This is a genomic window from Comamonas testosteroni (assembly GCF_030505195.1).
Taxonomy (GTDB): Bacteria; Pseudomonadota; Gammaproteobacteria; order Burkholderiales; family Burkholderiaceae_C; genus Comamonas; species Comamonas testosteroni_G.
In genome coordinates this window covers 50,756-68,221 of record NZ_CP129673.1, presented here as the reverse complement: position 1 = coordinate 68,221, position 17,466 = coordinate 50,756, and the positions used below count along the sequence as shown (strand labels likewise).

At 46.7% G+C, this 17,466-nt stretch carries 16 protein-coding genes and 1 pseudogene; all 17 read right to left on the bottom strand.

Features of this window, described 5'->3' with window-relative positions; translation table 11 throughout:
- Positions 1-3: 3 nt before the first annotated feature.
- A complete protein-coding gene (traN, locus tag QYQ99_RS27730; RefSeq protein WP_302093300.1) occupies positions 4-2,697 on the bottom strand; it encodes a conjugal transfer mating pair stabilization protein TraN in 2,694 nt (897 codons plus the stop codon).
- Between the two features lie 8 nt (positions 2,698-2,705).
- Entirely contained in the window at positions 2,706-3,722 is a 1,017-nt protein-coding gene (locus QYQ99_RS27725) for a TraU family protein (protein WP_080750480.1), read from the bottom strand.
- Positions 3,712-4,401, bottom strand: coding sequence for an EAL domain-containing protein (locus QYQ99_RS27720; protein ID WP_034367700.1), 690 nt, complete (start codon positions 4,399-4,401; stop codon positions 3,712-3,714). The genes QYQ99_RS27725 and QYQ99_RS27720 overlap by 11 nt, the downstream gene beginning before the upstream one ends.
- Positions 4,398-5,564, bottom strand: a complete 1,167-nt coding sequence (locus tag QYQ99_RS27715; protein ID WP_052084787.1) for a TrbC family F-type conjugative pilus assembly protein — start codon at positions 5,562-5,564, stop codon at positions 4,398-4,400. The genes QYQ99_RS27720 and QYQ99_RS27715 overlap by 4 nt, the downstream gene beginning before the upstream one ends.
- Before the next feature lie 43 nt (positions 5,565-5,607).
- Positions 5,608-6,123 carry a S26 family signal peptidase gene (locus QYQ99_RS27710; RefSeq protein ID WP_302093299.1) on the bottom strand — a complete coding sequence of 172 codons (516 nt, stop codon included), beginning with the start codon at positions 6,121-6,123 and terminating at the stop codon, positions 5,608-5,610.
- Complete coding sequence (locus QYQ99_RS27705) at positions 6,120-6,428, bottom strand: hypothetical protein (RefSeq protein ID WP_034367694.1); 309 nt, start codon at positions 6,426-6,428, stop codon at positions 6,120-6,122. The genes QYQ99_RS27710 and QYQ99_RS27705 overlap by 4 nt, the downstream gene beginning before the upstream one ends.
- Positions 6,425-8,875, bottom strand: a complete 2,451-nt coding sequence (gene traC, locus QYQ99_RS27700) for a type IV secretion system protein TraC (protein ID WP_052084786.1) — start codon at positions 8,873-8,875, stop codon at positions 6,425-6,427. The genes QYQ99_RS27705 and traC overlap by 4 nt, the downstream gene beginning before the upstream one ends.
- Complete coding sequence (locus QYQ99_RS27695) at positions 8,875-9,573, bottom strand: DsbC family protein (protein ID WP_034367691.1); 699 nt, start codon at positions 9,571-9,573, stop codon at positions 8,875-8,877. The genes traC and QYQ99_RS27695 overlap by 1 nt, the downstream gene beginning before the upstream one ends.
- A gap of 162 nt (positions 9,574-9,735) precedes the next feature.
- On the bottom strand, positions 9,736-10,152 hold the full coding sequence (gene traA / locus QYQ99_RS27690; protein WP_046461893.1) for a TraA family conjugative transfer protein: 417 nt from the start codon (positions 10,150-10,152) through the stop codon (positions 9,736-9,738).
- A 167-nt stretch (positions 10,153-10,319) separates the two neighbouring features.
- Positions 10,320-10,826: pseudogene (traV, locus tag QYQ99_RS27685) on the bottom strand (type IV conjugative transfer system lipoprotein TraV); the annotation flags it as partial.
- A gap of 50 nt (positions 10,827-10,876) precedes the next feature.
- On the bottom strand, positions 10,877-12,217 hold the full coding sequence (locus tag QYQ99_RS27680; protein WP_034367689.1) for a TraB/VirB10 family protein: 1,341 nt from the start codon (positions 12,215-12,217) through the stop codon (positions 10,877-10,879).
- 5 nt (positions 12,218-12,222) lie between these two features.
- Positions 12,223-13,254, bottom strand: coding sequence for a TraK domain-containing protein (locus QYQ99_RS27675; RefSeq protein ID WP_207383474.1), 1,032 nt, complete (start codon positions 13,252-13,254; stop codon positions 12,223-12,225).
- Complete coding sequence (locus tag QYQ99_RS27670; RefSeq protein ID WP_046461891.1) at positions 13,214-13,903, bottom strand: TraE/TraK family type IV conjugative transfer system protein; 690 nt, start codon at positions 13,901-13,903, stop codon at positions 13,214-13,216. Before QYQ99_RS27670 ends, QYQ99_RS27675 begins: the two co-directional genes overlap by 41 nt.
- On the bottom strand, positions 13,900-14,181 hold the full coding sequence (traL, locus tag QYQ99_RS27665; protein ID WP_034367684.1) for a type IV conjugative transfer system protein TraL: 282 nt from the start codon (positions 14,179-14,181) through the stop codon (positions 13,900-13,902). Before traL ends, QYQ99_RS27670 begins: the two co-directional genes overlap by 4 nt.
- A 219-nt stretch (positions 14,182-14,400) precedes the next feature.
- Positions 14,401-15,030, bottom strand: a complete 630-nt coding sequence (locus QYQ99_RS27660; protein WP_034367682.1) for a DUF4400 domain-containing protein — start codon at positions 15,028-15,030, stop codon at positions 14,401-14,403.
- Positions 14,987-15,589, bottom strand: a complete 603-nt coding sequence (locus QYQ99_RS27655; protein WP_302093298.1) for a hypothetical protein — start codon at positions 15,587-15,589, stop codon at positions 14,987-14,989. The genes QYQ99_RS27660 and QYQ99_RS27655 overlap by 44 nt, the downstream gene beginning before the upstream one ends.
- 6 nt (positions 15,590-15,595) lie before the next feature.
- Positions 15,596-17,464 carry a conjugative transfer system coupling protein TraD gene (gene traD, locus QYQ99_RS27650; RefSeq protein ID WP_034367679.1) on the bottom strand — a complete coding sequence of 623 codons (1,869 nt, stop codon included), beginning with the start codon at positions 17,462-17,464 and terminating at the stop codon, positions 15,596-15,598.
- Positions 17,465-17,466: the final 2 nt, after the last annotated feature.

Sequence of the window (17,466 nt, the reverse complement as noted above, 5' to 3'; positions counted from 1 at the left end):
CTTTTAATGACCGGAGTTTATTTTACGCTCTGCTTCTTTTCGCTTCTCATCTACGTTAACCCCTTCTAACCGATTCTTGGCTCTTTCAACAGAGTTAACCCTATTTCCGTCATTAAGAATATTCCCAGAGCCTGTCAACTTATCCATCGTCAAGGTTTCAGGTGTCGGATAGTGCCCAGTCTCCCCCAGAATACCGAGCCATTCATCCAGGTTGATCTGATCCCAATCAACCTTTCCAATGTCCTCGATCTTCAATCCATCGCAACTAGGTGCCTTTGCTGTACCGAACCCCAGATTCATTTGTCCACGTATTTGCTCATTCATTATTCGTGACAATGGTGAGTTGTAGCAGCAGTATGACTCTCTTTTCTCGATACAAGCACCTAGCACTTTTGTCTTGCAGTAAGACCCTACATAATGACAACTCTTTAGCGATCTTTTCGCATTAAGTTCAAACTCTTCTTTTTCGCAAGCCCAGATTAGCTGAATCATCATCATTGATACAACATAGACCGTATAAACAGTCATAACAGTGCTGGCGATATTCCCAACCTGCGCCATCATATTTGCTGCATCAGTTGCAGCCTGCTGACTCAACTCACTTGCAGTGCCTGCAGCAACACCGGCTTCGGCTCCTGCCGATGTCATGCCATTCTGAATTGAGTTCTTTATAACATCCTGTATCGTACTTTTGACTGAATCAATAATTTGGTTATAAACCTCTTTAATAGGCGCTGTAAAAGCATCGACCGAGCCACCAATATTCTCTGCAAACGAAGCAAAGGGCTTGGTAACTTCTTGCCAACCTGAAACAACTGGATCACGCAAGACTTGATATGAGCCTCGCACAACACTTCCAGACTCCAAGTTCATGATGGCCGAGTCAAGCTTAGGCATGGCCATGAGCATAGTGATGTAATCAGCTAGCGAGATATTCTCAGGCTTCTCACAACAATTCTGAATTCCGCCAACTGCAATTTTGCATTGGCCAGGTGTACCACTGAACACCTTACAGCCTTCATCCACATTTCCATCACCTCCCTCTTCTCCAGCAGAATCAGAGCACTGCATATCTTGCGCAATAAACTGTGCAGCATTGAGTAAGGCCGCAGCCTTTGCAAAATCACCGTTTTGTTCAGAAGATATATCAAGACACTCTGACCCCATGCATTTAATCGGCCCCGAGCATGAATACTGAGTATTTTTTGTATAGTCGATTACATCAACATCATGACCACAATCATAGGTATCTTCAAAAACATAGCACTTCCCGTTTTCATCCTTTGCTCCATCAAGGCACGAAGTTGAAACAAATCCGCATTTGTTATTATTCTCATACTTTCCGCATGAATTTTGATTTGTACCATCATTATGAGGACAATGCTGTACCCCTTGGGGGTCTGTCCAGCAATCCATCTGACCAACATTGAAATTACATTGAATTTCAGAAACGGAAGCGGACTGCGTTAATGTTGGAAGCCCTTTTATAGGCGATGGAGTCAACGAATTGAAGAATGGATCTCCGGGGCATATACGAACACCTCCAATATCTACACACTCTTGATCGCTTGGTGGACCAACATCAACGCTAATATTCCCAGTACAGAAATTCTGTCCAATTGACTGAGCATCAGCTATGCATGACTCCGATGCCCAGACATCCGGCTTCTGTTTAATCAAACGAAGAGAAAATTTCCCACCAAGAACAAACTTTGTATCACTAGAAACCGATGTATCTTGTATCTGAACTTTACCAATCAGGTTGTTGTCGCATGTAGGAAATTCCAAGACTCGATAATGCACAGTTGAGTCAACAGTTCCACCAAGGCCGTGTTCAATCCAGTCCCACGATCCTACTAAGTCGGTCTTGTAGTTATTGGCACCAGTGCAAACATCCTCAAACTTAACTGTTGGAATGTTCATTGAGAAGGCAATGCCGTCTGTTGGATCAAGCGTATGGCCAGTACCATTTTTTAGATCAAACTCTACAGTAAGCCATGTTCTGCCAAGACCGGCTACAAATACATCGGCAACTTGATGCTCAATACCCATTGTATGGGTAATTTTGCATGCACCTGCTGGCTTAACAATACGCTCGCAACGCTCATATTCGGGGATATGCTTTTTGCTGTTTTTCTTAATGACCTCGCTCGTGCTTGAGCAATCTCCAAAGCTCTTTGTGATTTCATCAATATTGTTGAATGTATCCTTGCTTAGATTCAACATCGGATCATTGGAAAAATCTGGCCTAGATCGATTAGACGCATTAAGCAATATTTTATAAGCGGCACCCGATATAGACGGGTTATCACTCAAAGAGTCTTGGTACAGCGATTTGTCAGTTGTGGAGCCAACTTTATCCATATTGTTGGAGTCGTTATACACTCCTCCTAAGTCGTTGATGCTTGGCGCTGCACCACCTGGAAAATAGTAGTTTTGTGGTCTAGCGTTTGAGCTGCTTGTCGAAGGATAGAGATCATTAATATTGACACTGCTACCGTTCAGATTCAAAGTGCCATTGTTGTTAGAGCTATCCCTACTTCTGACAGTTTCAGATAAAGACTTCCCAAAGCTCTGAGCTTCACGGCCTGCATTAGCCAAGCTGTCATTAGTATTTTTTGTTTGCGCTGATGGGTATATCGGACTAATTGTCAGACCAATAACAAGAAGCGCAGAGATCAATCTCTTCAATATCATTATTTGACTCACTGAACTATTTTGGTATTGCAGCAATCATTCCAACGCCAGACCATGTAAACCGGATCTTGGCCAATTGATGGAATAGTTTTGGCTATTCCCCAAGTCAACGTCGATTCGCCAACAACATGGGACGAATTTGCCTCAGGAATTGGTGCTACAAGATTGAATTTGTACTGAGTTTTTGGAAGCGTAGGAGATATATATCCACCACATAGTGCATCGCTACCCATTGTTTTCCACGACAACCCACGGCGATGCAGAGCTGCAAGAACGCGTGTTTTTAGAAGACTGGATTCACGGATCACACCTCGTCCACCATTCTGATTACCACTCAATGGGTACAACGCACCCCAGGACCCGGCACACCAGAACATTTGCTTGAGTGGCTTCCCTGCAGTTGATGCAATCGCATCCGCTGAACAAGCTGCAGCTGCTATAGGATTTGCTACTGCAGCCGCCTCTGGGTTAGTAAAAAATGCAAGCTCGTCGTTATTCCATGTTGGATCTAATTCGGACATATACATTACGTCCAGATCCATGTACCCATCAGGATTACATTTCTGGTTCACGAACAAGTCCATCATGATCAATAACGGGAAAGCATAGAAATGGTAATGCATGAATGTCCCATCCGAGCCATCATGCGTGCTGTTCGAATGGTTCCCCTGATTCAAACGATCAAACGGAAACCTGATCCCATTCAACACCGATGAACAACCAGGCACACGCTGGAACTCAACGAGTCGCGCAGGCTCCCACATCGAAGTTGTAATCCCTGGCCGGGGGATACCATTTGTGTCTTCACAGGCGCAAAGAGGTGATGTGACGGAATCTTCAGGAAAGCTCCCACCAGGGCCGCTTATTGGAATCCCGGCAACTCGTATCGGAAAAATGCATGACCAACAAATATCCGTGAACAGTTTTGGGCCTATCAAGTCCGCGCTGTAGCAACCTACCTCTGCATTGCTGAGGCTAGACATCATCAACAGCCAAAATGCGACCACTATTCTTTTAATATGCATATGTGCTTTCTTTGACTTCTAACTTCAACGCTTGAATCGGCATGGGCTTATAGTGGATATAGCCTTGCTGAAGGAAAATATTTCTATCGCATGCGAATCTTGCTTGATCAAGTGTTTCAACTTTCTCTGCAATCAAATTAATTCCAGCATCAATAAATATCCGCGCCGCGTTATCAGACATCAGCGATTCAATTCCTGCCACCTCAACCTTGCAATACAGCCATGGGAACGATTTCAATCGGGAAAATGTTGAGTTGCAAACACCAAAGTCATCGATAGCCATTGTTATGGACTCAATGGCCATATCACACCATCGGCGCTCAAGCAGTTCATCAGGAACCTGCTCCGTGATCTCAAGCGTGACTTTCAGTCTTCCACCCTCAATCAATTCTTTAATTGAATCGACCCATTGAATGAAGTGGGCATCATCAAGCAATGTTTGCGCAGAGACATTGATAAAAATATGATCTATCTTCTTAACAATGTCCTCCTTATGAGAAAGCAGGTAATTTATTACCCCTCTGTCGATCTTCCGCCAGTCAATTCGATTCAAATTAAGCTGCCCTGGCGCATGGAGCCTACCGTCTGGAGTCTTCCATCTTGATAGCACCTCAGCACACAGACTAGATCCGTCTGAGACATTCTTGATAGGTTGAAAGACCGGCAAGAAGGTAATCATTTTTGAGTCTCCACCTTCTTGAACTCTGCAACTTCGAATTTTCTGTCTCTCGCTGTAATTACGGAGGGGGTCACACGAAGTTCAAACCTATTTCTAACATCAGGAGTCAGAAGGAAAATTGGAGCGCCAAGTGACTCAGTGATGTTTTTATATGACTTCCAACCGTCTTCAATACTGATCTCAGTAGCAATGTATGAAATTGAAGATACGTTCTTCTCTTTCAAAAGCTCTCTTGCCTTCAACTTCACAAATCGGTTTTGCCAAGGATCATTTGGATTGAAGACTATTACCGCTTGTGTGAATGAACGCAAATTCAATGGATTAATTGAAGTGCCGGACTTCACAATAACTTTCCCGTCTGCTGAAGAAATATCCTTCGCCACCAAGACGGTCGGATCAATTATTCTTTTAGCATCCTCATTCGCCGTAGGCAATGGTATGAACTTCTGATTCTTCCAGAAGTTCTTAATTGCATTTTTCTTTTTCTCATCCCAATCAATCGATGCGATCCTAGCCTTAGCCACTTCGATGATGTCTGGTTCTGATATATCTCTTGTAGGCCCGTAGTTACCTTGTTCGACTTTATTATTCTCGGCAAATTTTCTCTTAAGCCAATCAACAGAGCCAATCCCTGAAACTCTTGACTTGACTTTGTAGTTCTTGCTTTTGTCAGGTTTATTCAAAAGCACCACAGTTGGCACAACGTTGACGTTGAATTCTTGAAATAGCGTCGGATTGATGATGATGCTAGGCATCACCTTCCTGCTCGCTGCCATCGATTGGACTCTGGCGATTCCCTTGGCCAAGCTCTCGCCTGGAGCCACGCCGCGCAGGACGATGACGCTATCTCTACGACCAGCGACATCATCCATCAGCTCTTTCATTGCCGCTTCACCGAGGGAGAACGATGCAAAGACAAGAGAGGTATAGCTATCCGTCTGGTCCTTAGGCTGCTGGCCAGGTGCAGAGCTTTGCCCTGGCGTGCTCATCTGTATGCGCCCCTGTTCTTTCAGCTGTTCGTAGAACTGCCGAGCATCGCTGTCTGCTGCACTCATGTGCTTGTTCTGGAGGGTACTGAGATCCAGCAGGGATGCACCGCTTATCGCTTTGTCCTTGCCTCTCTGCATCATCTCGACATCAGCTGCTTTGAGGTCGGAGGCCATCGATGGGTAAGTAGCTCCAATAAGCAGTAGAAGCGAAATCGCCTTAGAAAATCGGATATGCGCGACCAATTATTTGCTCCTGTTTGATGGTTCCCCAGTAACGTGAATCAAAGCTGGTGAAGCTGCTGCCCATAACCCAGAATTGATCATCCAAAAGCTTCTTCTTTCCCACAAAGTTCTTCTCATTTCCACCAATTTTCATAATCAGTGGCAAACCGCTTGCCAGTGTCCGTTCGTTAACTTTCACATCCATCAGCGGACTCACCTCGACCACATCACCAGGAATTGCACGAAGATATTTAACCATCCAAGTTCCATCCTTAAACAACGGTTGGAGTCCTTTAGCCTTGAATGCGTATATATTGTCTTTCTCAAGATTATTATTGTTAAGATCAATAAGGTATACCGAATAATTTGGTATACACCTATCTATTTGAGAATCGATTCCAATACGAAATCTAGTCATAAATGCAGCACCGCCAAGAAGTATGACAAGAGCGACTGATGCCATCTTAGGTATATAGACCTTCCAAGCCTGCTTCTTGACAATGAGCTTCATTTAAATAGTTCCTGATCCACAATAATGTCTTGTGGAGCAGCCAAGACGGCCCCGGCATCGATAACTAGATATCCTGCCTCCTTCAGCTTCAGAATTCCATTGTTCGTCTGCACCATGAGCGCATCGACTTCTTGAGGCGTAGCCCCCTGCGGGTAACTAGAGGCCAATTTCGTCAAATCGACAACTGCAATATTTGGAATCTGACTAAGCCTCTTATCAATTTTTTTATCTAGGTAGTAATATCCAGCTGCATTCAAAGCAACCAGGACGACAGAGAAAATTGCGAATGTTGTTTTGGAAATCATTGACGTATCCCTTGCTGGCGTTCTCTAATTACGTGGCGGATAGCTTCTGCATAGCTATTGCCTTGATCAAAAGATCTTTTAATTTGGTTTGTATCAACCGGGTTTGTTGAATAGAGTAGTTTCTGGAAGTCAGGAACAATCAAGCGACCGACTCCAATGCCCGCTTTTGTTTTCAAGAAAATCTCTGAATAGACACCTTGGACTGTGTGCACTGTTAGCAGTGTGTTATATCCACCATCAGACAATGAGAGCCGTTTAGTTGTTCTAACCGACTCTACCGATTCTGCTGTTTGTCCTAGCAGGTACATGCTTGAGGAGTTTTCTGCAATTGCTCGACCAACGGCATTCTCATAAAGGTCATTAATAGATTGAGTGGCAATAATCACAGACCCGCCATACTTTCGGAACTTCCGATAAGCGTGCTCCATGAATACAGCAACCTCGCCCTCCTTCAGCAGGTCCCAAGCCTCATCAATGATGACAACCTTCTTTCTATTCTTTTCTCCCAAGAAAACTTCGTTTTGGATCTGCTGAATAAGTTGCAGAAGAACAACCTGACGCAAATGCTTGCGCCCTTGCAGGTCGTCAAGCTCAACCACTGTTAATTGCGATTGAAACTGAGTAGCAAAATCACCCTTGAAATACTTGCCGTAACTCCCCTTCGATGTAAAGGCGTACAGCTGAGTACCAATATCGCTTAACCGTGTATCACCACTGTTCAAGCATCGTTCCGCAATATCATCGATTTGAGTCTTTTTGCCCTTTTCATGCCAAATTTCGTTAATGACCCGCTTCAATGAAGCTATCTGCCATTCATCAAGCGTTCCCTTGGCAGATGCCATTGCTGCAATATTTGCATTTATTGCATCTTCATCTTCGTCAAACTCTTCAATATTTGCAAATGGCGCTAAGCAAACTTTGGAGTTTTCCCCAAAGTGCACAAACTCTCCCTTTAATGTTGCGCAGAGCTTTTCATATGATCGCCCAGCATCAATAACCCAGACCTGCGCCCCCTCAGAAAGATATGAAGTAATGAGTTCATTTACTTCAAACGACTTTCCAGATCCAGATTCAGCCGCTATGACCAAGTTCTTATTGGTATCGCTGTCATGTAACGACTGGCTCATGATTTGCCCGTTGCGGGATATCAATGTTGCATGGAATGTCCCTGTTCCTTTCCACTCACCAAATATCGGCAACATTGGAACCACTTGCTCTGTGGACATCGTTTTGTAGCGATATAAATCAAGAATTGCCTTGCGATCAGTGCACAATGGGAGATGATTAATAAAAATTGGAAGACAAACAAATTTGTCCTCCATCATTTCAAATCGTGACTCTCGCCAGATATTTCGCGCTTTAGTCGCAGCTTCTTCGGCTCGCTCAGCTGTCGGAGCGAAGATAGCCAACGTGTATGTTGTCTTAATGGGCCTGGAGCCTTCTTTCAACGATTCATACAGAACATCGAAACTGTGCTTTTTATCGGCCAATACAGGAACAAATTTCAGCAGCGGTCCATACGCCTGGTTCACCGTGAATTGCCGCTTGCGTTCAAGTTTCGTTTTTTCCGATTCATGGTCAGGATAGAAAACATTCATACAGATGAAGTAGTTTTCCTTGACCCCTGAATCAGTACCAGCCAGATCCCCGATATATGCCAGTGCATCACCAAAGAACATTTTGTCTGGTGTCTTTTTGGCTGAGAGAACTTTGACGTGATAGTCACCAATGACTAATTTGTTCTTATAGACATCTATTTGCGTATCAAAGTCCAGAAGCTGATCGCATATAGCTTTGTCCTGATCGAGATTGTCATTCTCGTGCTTCCAACTCGCATCAGTGCCCCAATTAAGGATGGTCCCCATCACACGCTTGTATTGAGCTGAAGTCATTGCATGCGGTGCAACACCTATGCTCTGAATTGAAGCTTCACATTTCGTTCGTATCTGTTTCAGTTCCAGATACTCTTTTTCAGTTGGGAAGCGACCTGAGATTGGAATCTTGAAAGATATGATCAATTTTTGATCATGTACGATCCCGTTATCGTAGATACCTCGATCATTCGTGGCCGTTATTCTTTCCCGAGTATGCTTTTTTAAGAATTCAGCACGCTCTTGGATAGTCGCGGATAGAATCTCATGTCGAAATCCATCTCTCAGACCAAGAATTTTGTAGATTTCTTGGCTAATGTCAGGGGAGCGAAACGAGAAAAATTGAGCTATCGTGTTTTTGGGATAGTCCTGTGTCATGAACCCATTAACACGATCTTGTATTTTTTCATCTGCGCCATTGAGAGGCTGACAGATGAACCCAAAGCCTACTGTTTGATCATCACAGATAAATAGCTTTTGATCTTCATCATATGCGAGTACCGGAAAAAGAGTGGCGGCTCTGCATGAGGCAGGAATATATGTGTCGCCTTCAACTTTTCGAATTGTTGCCAGCATTATTTATTCCCCGCAAGCCATTCAGCCATCTTTGCAGGATAGCCTTTCGCATATCGTCCATTGGGAGCTATTACCATAGGGACACCTTCAACGCCCAAAATCTGGGCTGCAATAAGTGTCTTGTCGTACCCTTCAGTATTGCAGTTGGGGATTTGGGCTAAGCTTTGAATTGCATTAGTCGTGAAGGCTTCGAATGTTTTATTCTTATCCTTTGCACAGAATATTTGCTTGGAAAGCACGTTCGATTTATCGCCTAGTGCAGGAACAACAATAAAGCGGAACGTATAGTCTTTCAGCAATGATTTTGATTCGGTCATCAACTTGTGACACACAGCACAGTATGGGTCTACAAATGCCACGACCTCATTTTTCCCTGTACCAATGCTGATTGCGTTCAAGCTTTTGGGGTCGAGGCCAAGTGCTTTGAAGTTGAGAGTTTCAGATGCGTCCCGCATCTGTTTCATAGTGCTCAGCTCTTTTTTGGACCAAAGATCAATTACTTGGCCAGTAAATACGAATCGTCCGTTATCGCTAACGAACATAATTTGCCCCTTACTTTGAATTGCCTGAAGCCCTTTAACAGGCAGCTTCACCATCTCTTCGATGTTCGCCCCACGAGCATCAGTAATCTCAAGTGGTGCTGCATTGGCCATGGACAACGCACCAGACAGAACGGCGAGCAAGAAACTTTTTCGCATGCGAAACCCCAGTTATAGATGCTTCCAGTCTAGTTTTGAGGCTGCTAAAGTCTCTCTTCGGTGGAAGCCCATAATGGGCAACCCAAGCACTTTCACCCGATCCCTGAAAAAGAAAGAGCGCCCCTTGGGCGCTCTTTCGATGTCTTGATTTTGCCGGTTGACTTAGCAGCCGAGGCCGTTGCACATCGTGATCAGGCTTGGCACTGCTTTGTGGGCTACCGGAATGGTTGCCGACATAATGGATTCAATGATCGTTGGCGCGTTGTAGAGGCCCATGCCACCGCCAACGCCCATGGCAAAGGCCATCAAGCTCTGACGTGCAATTCCGCCGATGATGCCCACCAGGATGATTGCTCCCGCCACAATGCGACCCAGCGTACCTTGTGTCCAGTCCTTGAGGGTGTTCCATACATCGTCGAACTCGGAACCACCGCCGCCCGCCAATGCGAAGTCAGGGGTCATCAGAACAACGATGCTTGCCAGTACCAGGCCACCAGCGATCAAATGCTTCTTTTTGACCTTTGCCACGAAATTGCTCTGGCTCAGGGCAATCAGCTTGTTGTGTGTGAGTGTGCTCATGCTTGAACTCCTATTGCTTAATTAAGTCGATTCCGTTTTTGAGAGGCGATTTCTCGCTGTTGCTGTATCTGCTCTTGGCGAATCTCCCTCTCCTCTCGCTGTCTCTCCAGGCGAGCTTCACGCTCTGCACTCATCGCGGTATTGCCGATGCCTGTCGTTGGTGCGTCCAGTGATTGAAGTGGCCTGAGCACTGGATCGGAGGCCGTCATCGGTTCACCGACCACCCAGCGCCTGGGTTCAATTTCTGTGTATATGTATCCAGTAGTGTTCAGATCTCCATTGCTGTCCTCCCATGGAGCAACCCAAATCCGCATGACTTGAGCTGGTGTTCGGATTGGGACCGGGCGATCAGGCAACCTTGGGGCCACATAGTTGTCAACCACATCGTTTGGACTCGCCTGCTTAACGCCCGATTCATTGGATTTACCTACGCCGGTCTTTTGGACCATCTCAGCTTCATGCTGCTCAGCCTCCCTTCCCCTGACCATCGGGGCAGGAACTTGCCCATTGTTGGTAGCGACATAGACATCCCGAGCTGACATGCATTGCACGCCGTTCGGAAGGCCTGGACATCCGTAATCCTCTGCCCCGATATTCATCATCGAGCAGCCACTGAGCAGCACTGCTACAGCGGGAAGAATCACACGTTGAACGGATCGTAAGGACAACTTCATTTTTTGCTTCACCTCCAAATTGCCCGTTTCGGACAATTCATGTTTTTGTTCTAACGCTTGCGCTTCAGGTTGCGGATCTGCAGTCGCGCGCCTCGCGTCACAATCACATCCAATTGACGCCCAGCATCGATCTCAATGACTGGGAAAATACCTTCCGCCATTTCAATATAGAACTTGGCAATTCGATCTAATGCGCTCGATGCCCCCTTAACTGCCGCGCCTTGGAAAAGATCGGAAGACAATGGAGACTGGAATTCGGTTCGATTTGAGCCAGTCGTGTTGATAGTTGGGACCACATTAACGTCCATTGCTTTTGATGCTCCGCCTAAGAAACCAGCAATCAGGCTTTTTGCGACCATCTGTCCTTGTTTTGAAACCAATCGACCTCTTACACCAGCTTTACCATCTTCGCCAACCGCATACGAGTCAAGCCGAGCTTCAATAACTCCGCCATCCTCCCTGATACAAGAGAATGTCTCACCGCGTAAATACGCACGCTCTGAGCTTAGGTCCCCATAGCCAGAGAGAATCATGAAGCACTCCCTGACATCGGCGCGAAACTTGTTAGGCAGAATTGCCTCTTTCTGAATGCGTAGAGTTGATGGGAATGGATCTTTGCGCGCACCTTGACCAGTTGGAGCATCCATACCATTTATCAGCGTTCCAGTAATTATGGAACCTGCTGGCAAATACGACATGGTTTGCGACTCGTCCTCTTTGGGTTTCGACTTCGACTTTTCTTCTGCTTGAGAAATACTTACGATCCGCATTTCTTGCTGCTCTGCATTCAGACCTGCAACCTGCTTGTCGTCACTTTCACCAGTGTCTGTTCCTCCTGGATGATCGTGTTGACGAATTTTCTTGGTGTGGGGAAGAGGTGCGGATTTGAATACCGAGGCAGGGTCGTTGAAGTCCACTTTCTGATCAATATAGCTTTGCTGCACCACAGCTGGTTCCCCACCAGGCTTGCTCCCTCCAGCTTCAGCCCCCTTTCCAGCTTCATCACCTTTGGGAGGGGCAGGATTTTTCGCCTCGACCATATCAATCAAACGGTCAATATCAGCCCTCATGCGAGCGCTCTCAGCCGTATTTTCTTCCGAGGTTGAGTCAGGCTTTTGACTTACTCCCTCTTTCTTTATACGCTCTTGCTCGCGCTCAACTCCCTTCATCCTATTTTCCAGCGCTTTCAGGGAGCCAGAAATTGAGTCGATGCCAACGTCCCGCGTGTTCTTATCAGTCAGGATGCTCTTGATGGATTCATGGCGTCCTCGTTGTTTTTTCTCTTCTGGTGGCGAGGTGGTCAGTGCCATAGCACCAAGGATGACTACACCGATTGCAGATACCGCAACCAGCCGTTTGACCTTGGGGGTCAGCTGCCCCCATTTCTGCATCAAATTCAATTCCGGCCTCCTATCAGGGATGGACGCTGAGACATCGAGCTAGGAGCATGCCCTTGCTTCACTGCCACATAGACCTCTGTGCGCTGTCCTGGCTCCAGCACCTTCAGTGGCCAGCTGGTGATGGCTGCTGTATTCCAGTTTGCACACTGAGATTCACGAAACTCAACCAGATCCTGGCTGTCGTTACGCGCTACGCCGACATAAACATTCAGGTTATGGCCAGCCATGTACTGGCCTGCTGCGAAATCAACCGACAGCCCAGGGATAGAACACTTAGGTGCCTTTGCTGCGAGTTCGCGCGGTGTCGCTGTCATCGTGAACCCTTGAGGGATTTCATTCAGCGCGAGTTTTCTGAACAGCGTTCTGATAGTTTCGATGTAAGGCTGGCTAGTTTCCCAAGCCTCAGCTTTGGCATTTGCACTAGCCCGGACCCCACCCATACCACCAGCAAATGAGCCATCAAGCTTAACGAATACTTCGCGCGGTGGAATTTTGCGTGGAATCATCGTCAAACTTAGTGCTTGCGATTCACTCCCCTTCTCGGTGATGAACATCGTCACAGGGCTTTCTTTAAGAGTAGCGATATAAATTACGTTGTCCTTAATACAGACTTCACCGCATTTATCTTTCTCCCCCCCTCCACCACCGGAACTAAGAGTCGTAGAGGTGATATCGGGTGTACTAAATGGAGTCACAATACGATTTGGATGCCCAATAGCAATTGGAATGATCTGGTTCACCCCTGGCTTCATCGTTATATGTGAACTACTGTTGATATTCCCTGAGAAATTTCCAGAGTCCACACCTGCTTCAGCACCTTGGCCCCTGGCCTTCTGATTGTTAGCCACAGCAGATCGACTTCCTATCGGAGCCGGAACGTTCTCACGCATGACTCCAGCAGGCACCACAGGGATATCATCCATGGCCGGTGTTTTATCTTGTGCATGCACATGACCAGCAATTGCAAGGCTCACGGCCAGCAGGTATTTAGAATTCGCTTTCATCACTCGAATTTCTTTGCATATCATCTTCGTTCTGCTCCTGGATTCTTTTCTCTTTTTCCTCGCGCATCTCTCTTTGTTCTTCTTTGCGCTTCAGATTCGCTTCAATGGTTTTTGTGCGCGGCCGACCGGCGTATGTATCGATGTAGTCAATTTGAGGTGCATACTTGGCAATCTTTATGCGGAATTCATACGTTCTGTCAGTACGCGACTCTTTAGAGCTTGCGCCCTTGGCAAACGAATACCCATAAACAAACACCTTATCCGTTCCCATTTCATATTCAACATGACGCGGTTCAAAACGGAGAGAAACTCGGTCATCTTTGATTTGCCGAGACTGCACCTCAAGAATTTCAATGATTTGAGAGTAAATTTTTGGAGCGAAAAATGGTGTTGTCCGTGTCTTAACAAAGTCCACTGTTGCGGGTGTTACGTTGCCGAACAACTGTGCAAATGCCAATGCCCAAGACTCTTTATATGATCGTGATGCAGATTTCTCACCCAGCCAAGCGTCTTCAGTTAATGTGAATGGGACTATTTCAACAATGGTTTCTTTGGTGAGGACTTTTACGACCAATAAAGCATTGATCGCAATAAGACCCCCCATAAAAACTCGACCCCAATGGATCTCAGTCTGCATCCACGCATACTTCTTCAGGTAATTATTGATGTTCATGCCACGAACGTCCTGATGAATGGGTTGACCATCGAGCGTCCTTTGGAGAAGGCTGCACCAGTCCAATAGAGCATGTGCAACAAATAGCCATCAGGATTGCTGTCCTTGAATCGACGGTAGAGGTTTGTGACAAGCATCCCGGCCAGCACGCAAAGCAGAGCTTTGCCGACCACAACACCCACAACAAGCCCTAGCAGCATGGGAGCTAATTCATCGGCGCTCCAGAGCATCAGATGTGGCGGCTCATCGATACGACGAGGGATTTCAATCAACTTCATGCGAACTTTCTCCTTGACTCGAATTCTTCAGAGTTCAAAGGAAAAACGTGCATGACCAAACGCCCATAGAGGGCAACTCCAGCACTATCGGGCGCTGTAAGAAGCATCGGCTGGCAATCTATCTTTTTCGCATGCGAAAAAGTCTTTCCTTGCCTCAGCCAAAAAAGAAGGGCACCCCAAATGGATGCCCTTCTTATACACGGTTGGATGCTGTTGCTATCAAATTCGCTTCTGGACGTTACCCATGGCCAGACCTATCAAGACGATAGTGCCCATCAGCGCCACAGGGATGATGATCGGGTTCAACGCGATGGGAGCCATAAACGCTGCTAACAGACCGAACACCAAGTAGCTCGCTCCGCGAACTGCATATCGATGCATGACTGGGCTTGAGTAGTCAAAGTTGGTCCGTTTGATTTTCCAGGTCATCAACCCATCGTAGCTCGCCGGAATGAACAAGATCAACATGTAAGGCAACCAGGCCATGAGAAGTGCAAGTCGTGAAAAGAACTGGTATGCGGCATTCATGAATGCATTCAGTCGCCCTTCAACCCAGGCGAACCAATCCTGCCCCATCTTCTCCATTCCACGAGAGCGTTTTTTCTCAGTTTCAGTAGGAATAAGCGTATTCAGCGCACCCTCATAAAACCCGGAATCGAGTATTGCGTAGTTATACCAGCCATTTGCCCTCTTCCTCACCCACTCTCTAGTGTCCTCGCCTAGTGTTTGCTCTACATATTTCTGTTCAATATGTATTTGCTTTTTGGTCCAATCACCTGGAATCAAAAGCAAAATTACTGTTGCTTCAAGGAGAAGCAGAATCACAACCACAAACCACGGTTTGTTCATAATTTACTCTCCGCAATACTTTTTTGATTCTTTCATTGGTGATGTAATCATAGACATACCTTCTACTAATTAAATCATCATCCAAAGTAAAGTCACTGCTCTCATGAATCGTTATCCTTGGCTTATTTGCCATTACCCAGTCAGCAAATGGAATTCCTTGAGAGACATCCCAAGAGCTTCCATTGCTTGAACAGACTTTCACTCGAAGCGCCAGTACTGTTTCATCAATCAAACACTTAAGAAACATTCCAAGGCGTATTGGATCTAGTATTTTTTTCCCGTTGTTTTCAATCAAGAGAACCGCGTACTGCTCCAAAGCTTCTTCAATAATAGTCTGTATTACAGGTTTCTTATCGGCTTGGATTCCTGCAGTTACATACCTTGTTAACTTCTGAAGCACCAATTCAACATCAGGCCAATCAAACTGCAAAACACTTAGTAATTCATTACTTTTCTTACTATTTGCCTTGATTTTTTCAACCATAGTAAAAGGCAAAGTCGTGTCAATCATTGATATGACCTCATAGTTCCGATACTTTTCAGAATTGTTTTTTTTCATATCCTCTTATGAAGTCAATATCGGCAACCTCCCCTTTACCACACGCCCGCCTGAAATCTTCCCTATGAACTCCAGGTTCGGCAGCATCCCCAGCAGCTGAGACGGAAAAAGCTCTGCTTCTTCCTCCATCAGGCGCTCCCCCTGGTTGCCACCATGCATGATTGGTTGATCGCCGTCTGTGTTGTGTCCTTGGTTGCGCATGACGTACTTCACGCGCGTCATAGGTAAATTTTCCGCTATGTACTTTTGCGACTCAGTGTCTGTGACGCGAAGAGCAAAAATATTGTTGATATTACCTAGAACTTGTAGCGCCTTCTCTTGACTGCCCAAGCGTGTTGTGAAATCTGCAATCGTTTGTGTCGCAACAAACAATCGCATCTTTGCTCCCCGCCCTTTGTTGAGCAGCTGAATAGTTGGATCATTGAGGACTTCAGCAGCTTCATCGATAAAAATATTGACTGGTCGGTTATCGACGCCGTAGTTGTAGCGATCACCCGCCACCGCTGTCAGGTCCGACAAGTAAATTGATCCGATTGCACTGCCCACCATGCTGTCTGTGAGCGAGTCCAGCCCGATGTAGGCAACCATGCCGTTGTTGATGATCTTCGCGTTATCAGTTATGGGCCTCTCGTCGCTCAGATCGTTTGGATCTGGCGAGAGCAGTGCCCCGATATCACCGGAAGTCAGCATGTTCATGATGGGCAAGAGGTTCGACACCATCTTGCCGAAGTGGGTGGCGTCATGCTGATACATGTTCAGCAGCCCCTCCAGCTCGGAGCTTGGGAAAGTAGGCTGTATTTCCGCCAGATAGAACTTCATCAGAGCCACAGCCTGTTTGTCGAGACTGGCGTTCTTGACCTTTTCCAAGTACGGTGCGGCCTTCTCTTCCCAATGTGGGTCAACCTTCTCAGAATAGGTCTTAACAGCCTTTACAACCAGGCCTTCAGCACCGCCTTCAAGGTAGCGGCGCAGCTTGATCAAGTTGGGACGCTCGTGGCAGATCAGCAGGCCTTGAACGATATTGTTCAAGGCCTGCCAGCCGAACGACTTGAAGGGATCAGCGCCAGCTTCGCTCGGGATGAGCGCCGCCAGACGGGAAGCAATCTCTGTCCCGCGTGTGAAATTGCGAAGCGGGTCTATTCGCACGGACTCTTCCGGGAAGGCAGGATGGAACTGTATGAAGCGCTCCGGGGTGCCCATCGCTTCACAAGTACGCCGCGCGTTGTCGCGCATCTCCTTATCGCCCTTGGGATCAATGATGATGACCACCTCATTGCGCATGATGGCCTGGGCAATATTCACATCGAATGCGCGCGTTTTGCCACTACCCGTTGTCCCGACCCAAAGTGAGTGCCCTTCTACATGCTTCAAAGGCTGATACAGATCCACCTCATTCGGTTCCACCCCATGAATCCAGGGTTGACCCATCTCCAGTTCTTTGGAAGCTTTGAGGTTCAGCCTCAGCAGCAGCGTTTCGAGCAATGACTTCTGGTTGGTGATGGAAGACCAGTCTCTGCGCAGGATCTCAAAAACGCGCTGTGCGTGGCGGTTTTCCCAGATGAAGCCTTTGCCGAGCCACAGCTCATCCTTGTGTTTGCTGATCATCTTTTGCACCTCTGAAATCTTGATGAATTCCAGTGGTCTGCCCTTAAGGTGCTCTTGCAGCTTGTGAAGCTTGTAGGCCTTCGGAAGTCTGGCCATGGCCATAGTCGCACCTATACCAGCCATCCAGTAGAAAGGCTGCGGGGGCATCTCTGTGACCTGCTGCACACACATTGCTCCAAAGGTGGCCAGCCCCCACCCCATGACCGCGCGCTTTTCATAGTTTGGCCGCCAGGGCATCTCATAGGCCAAAGCATCGTATTCAATTGCCATCT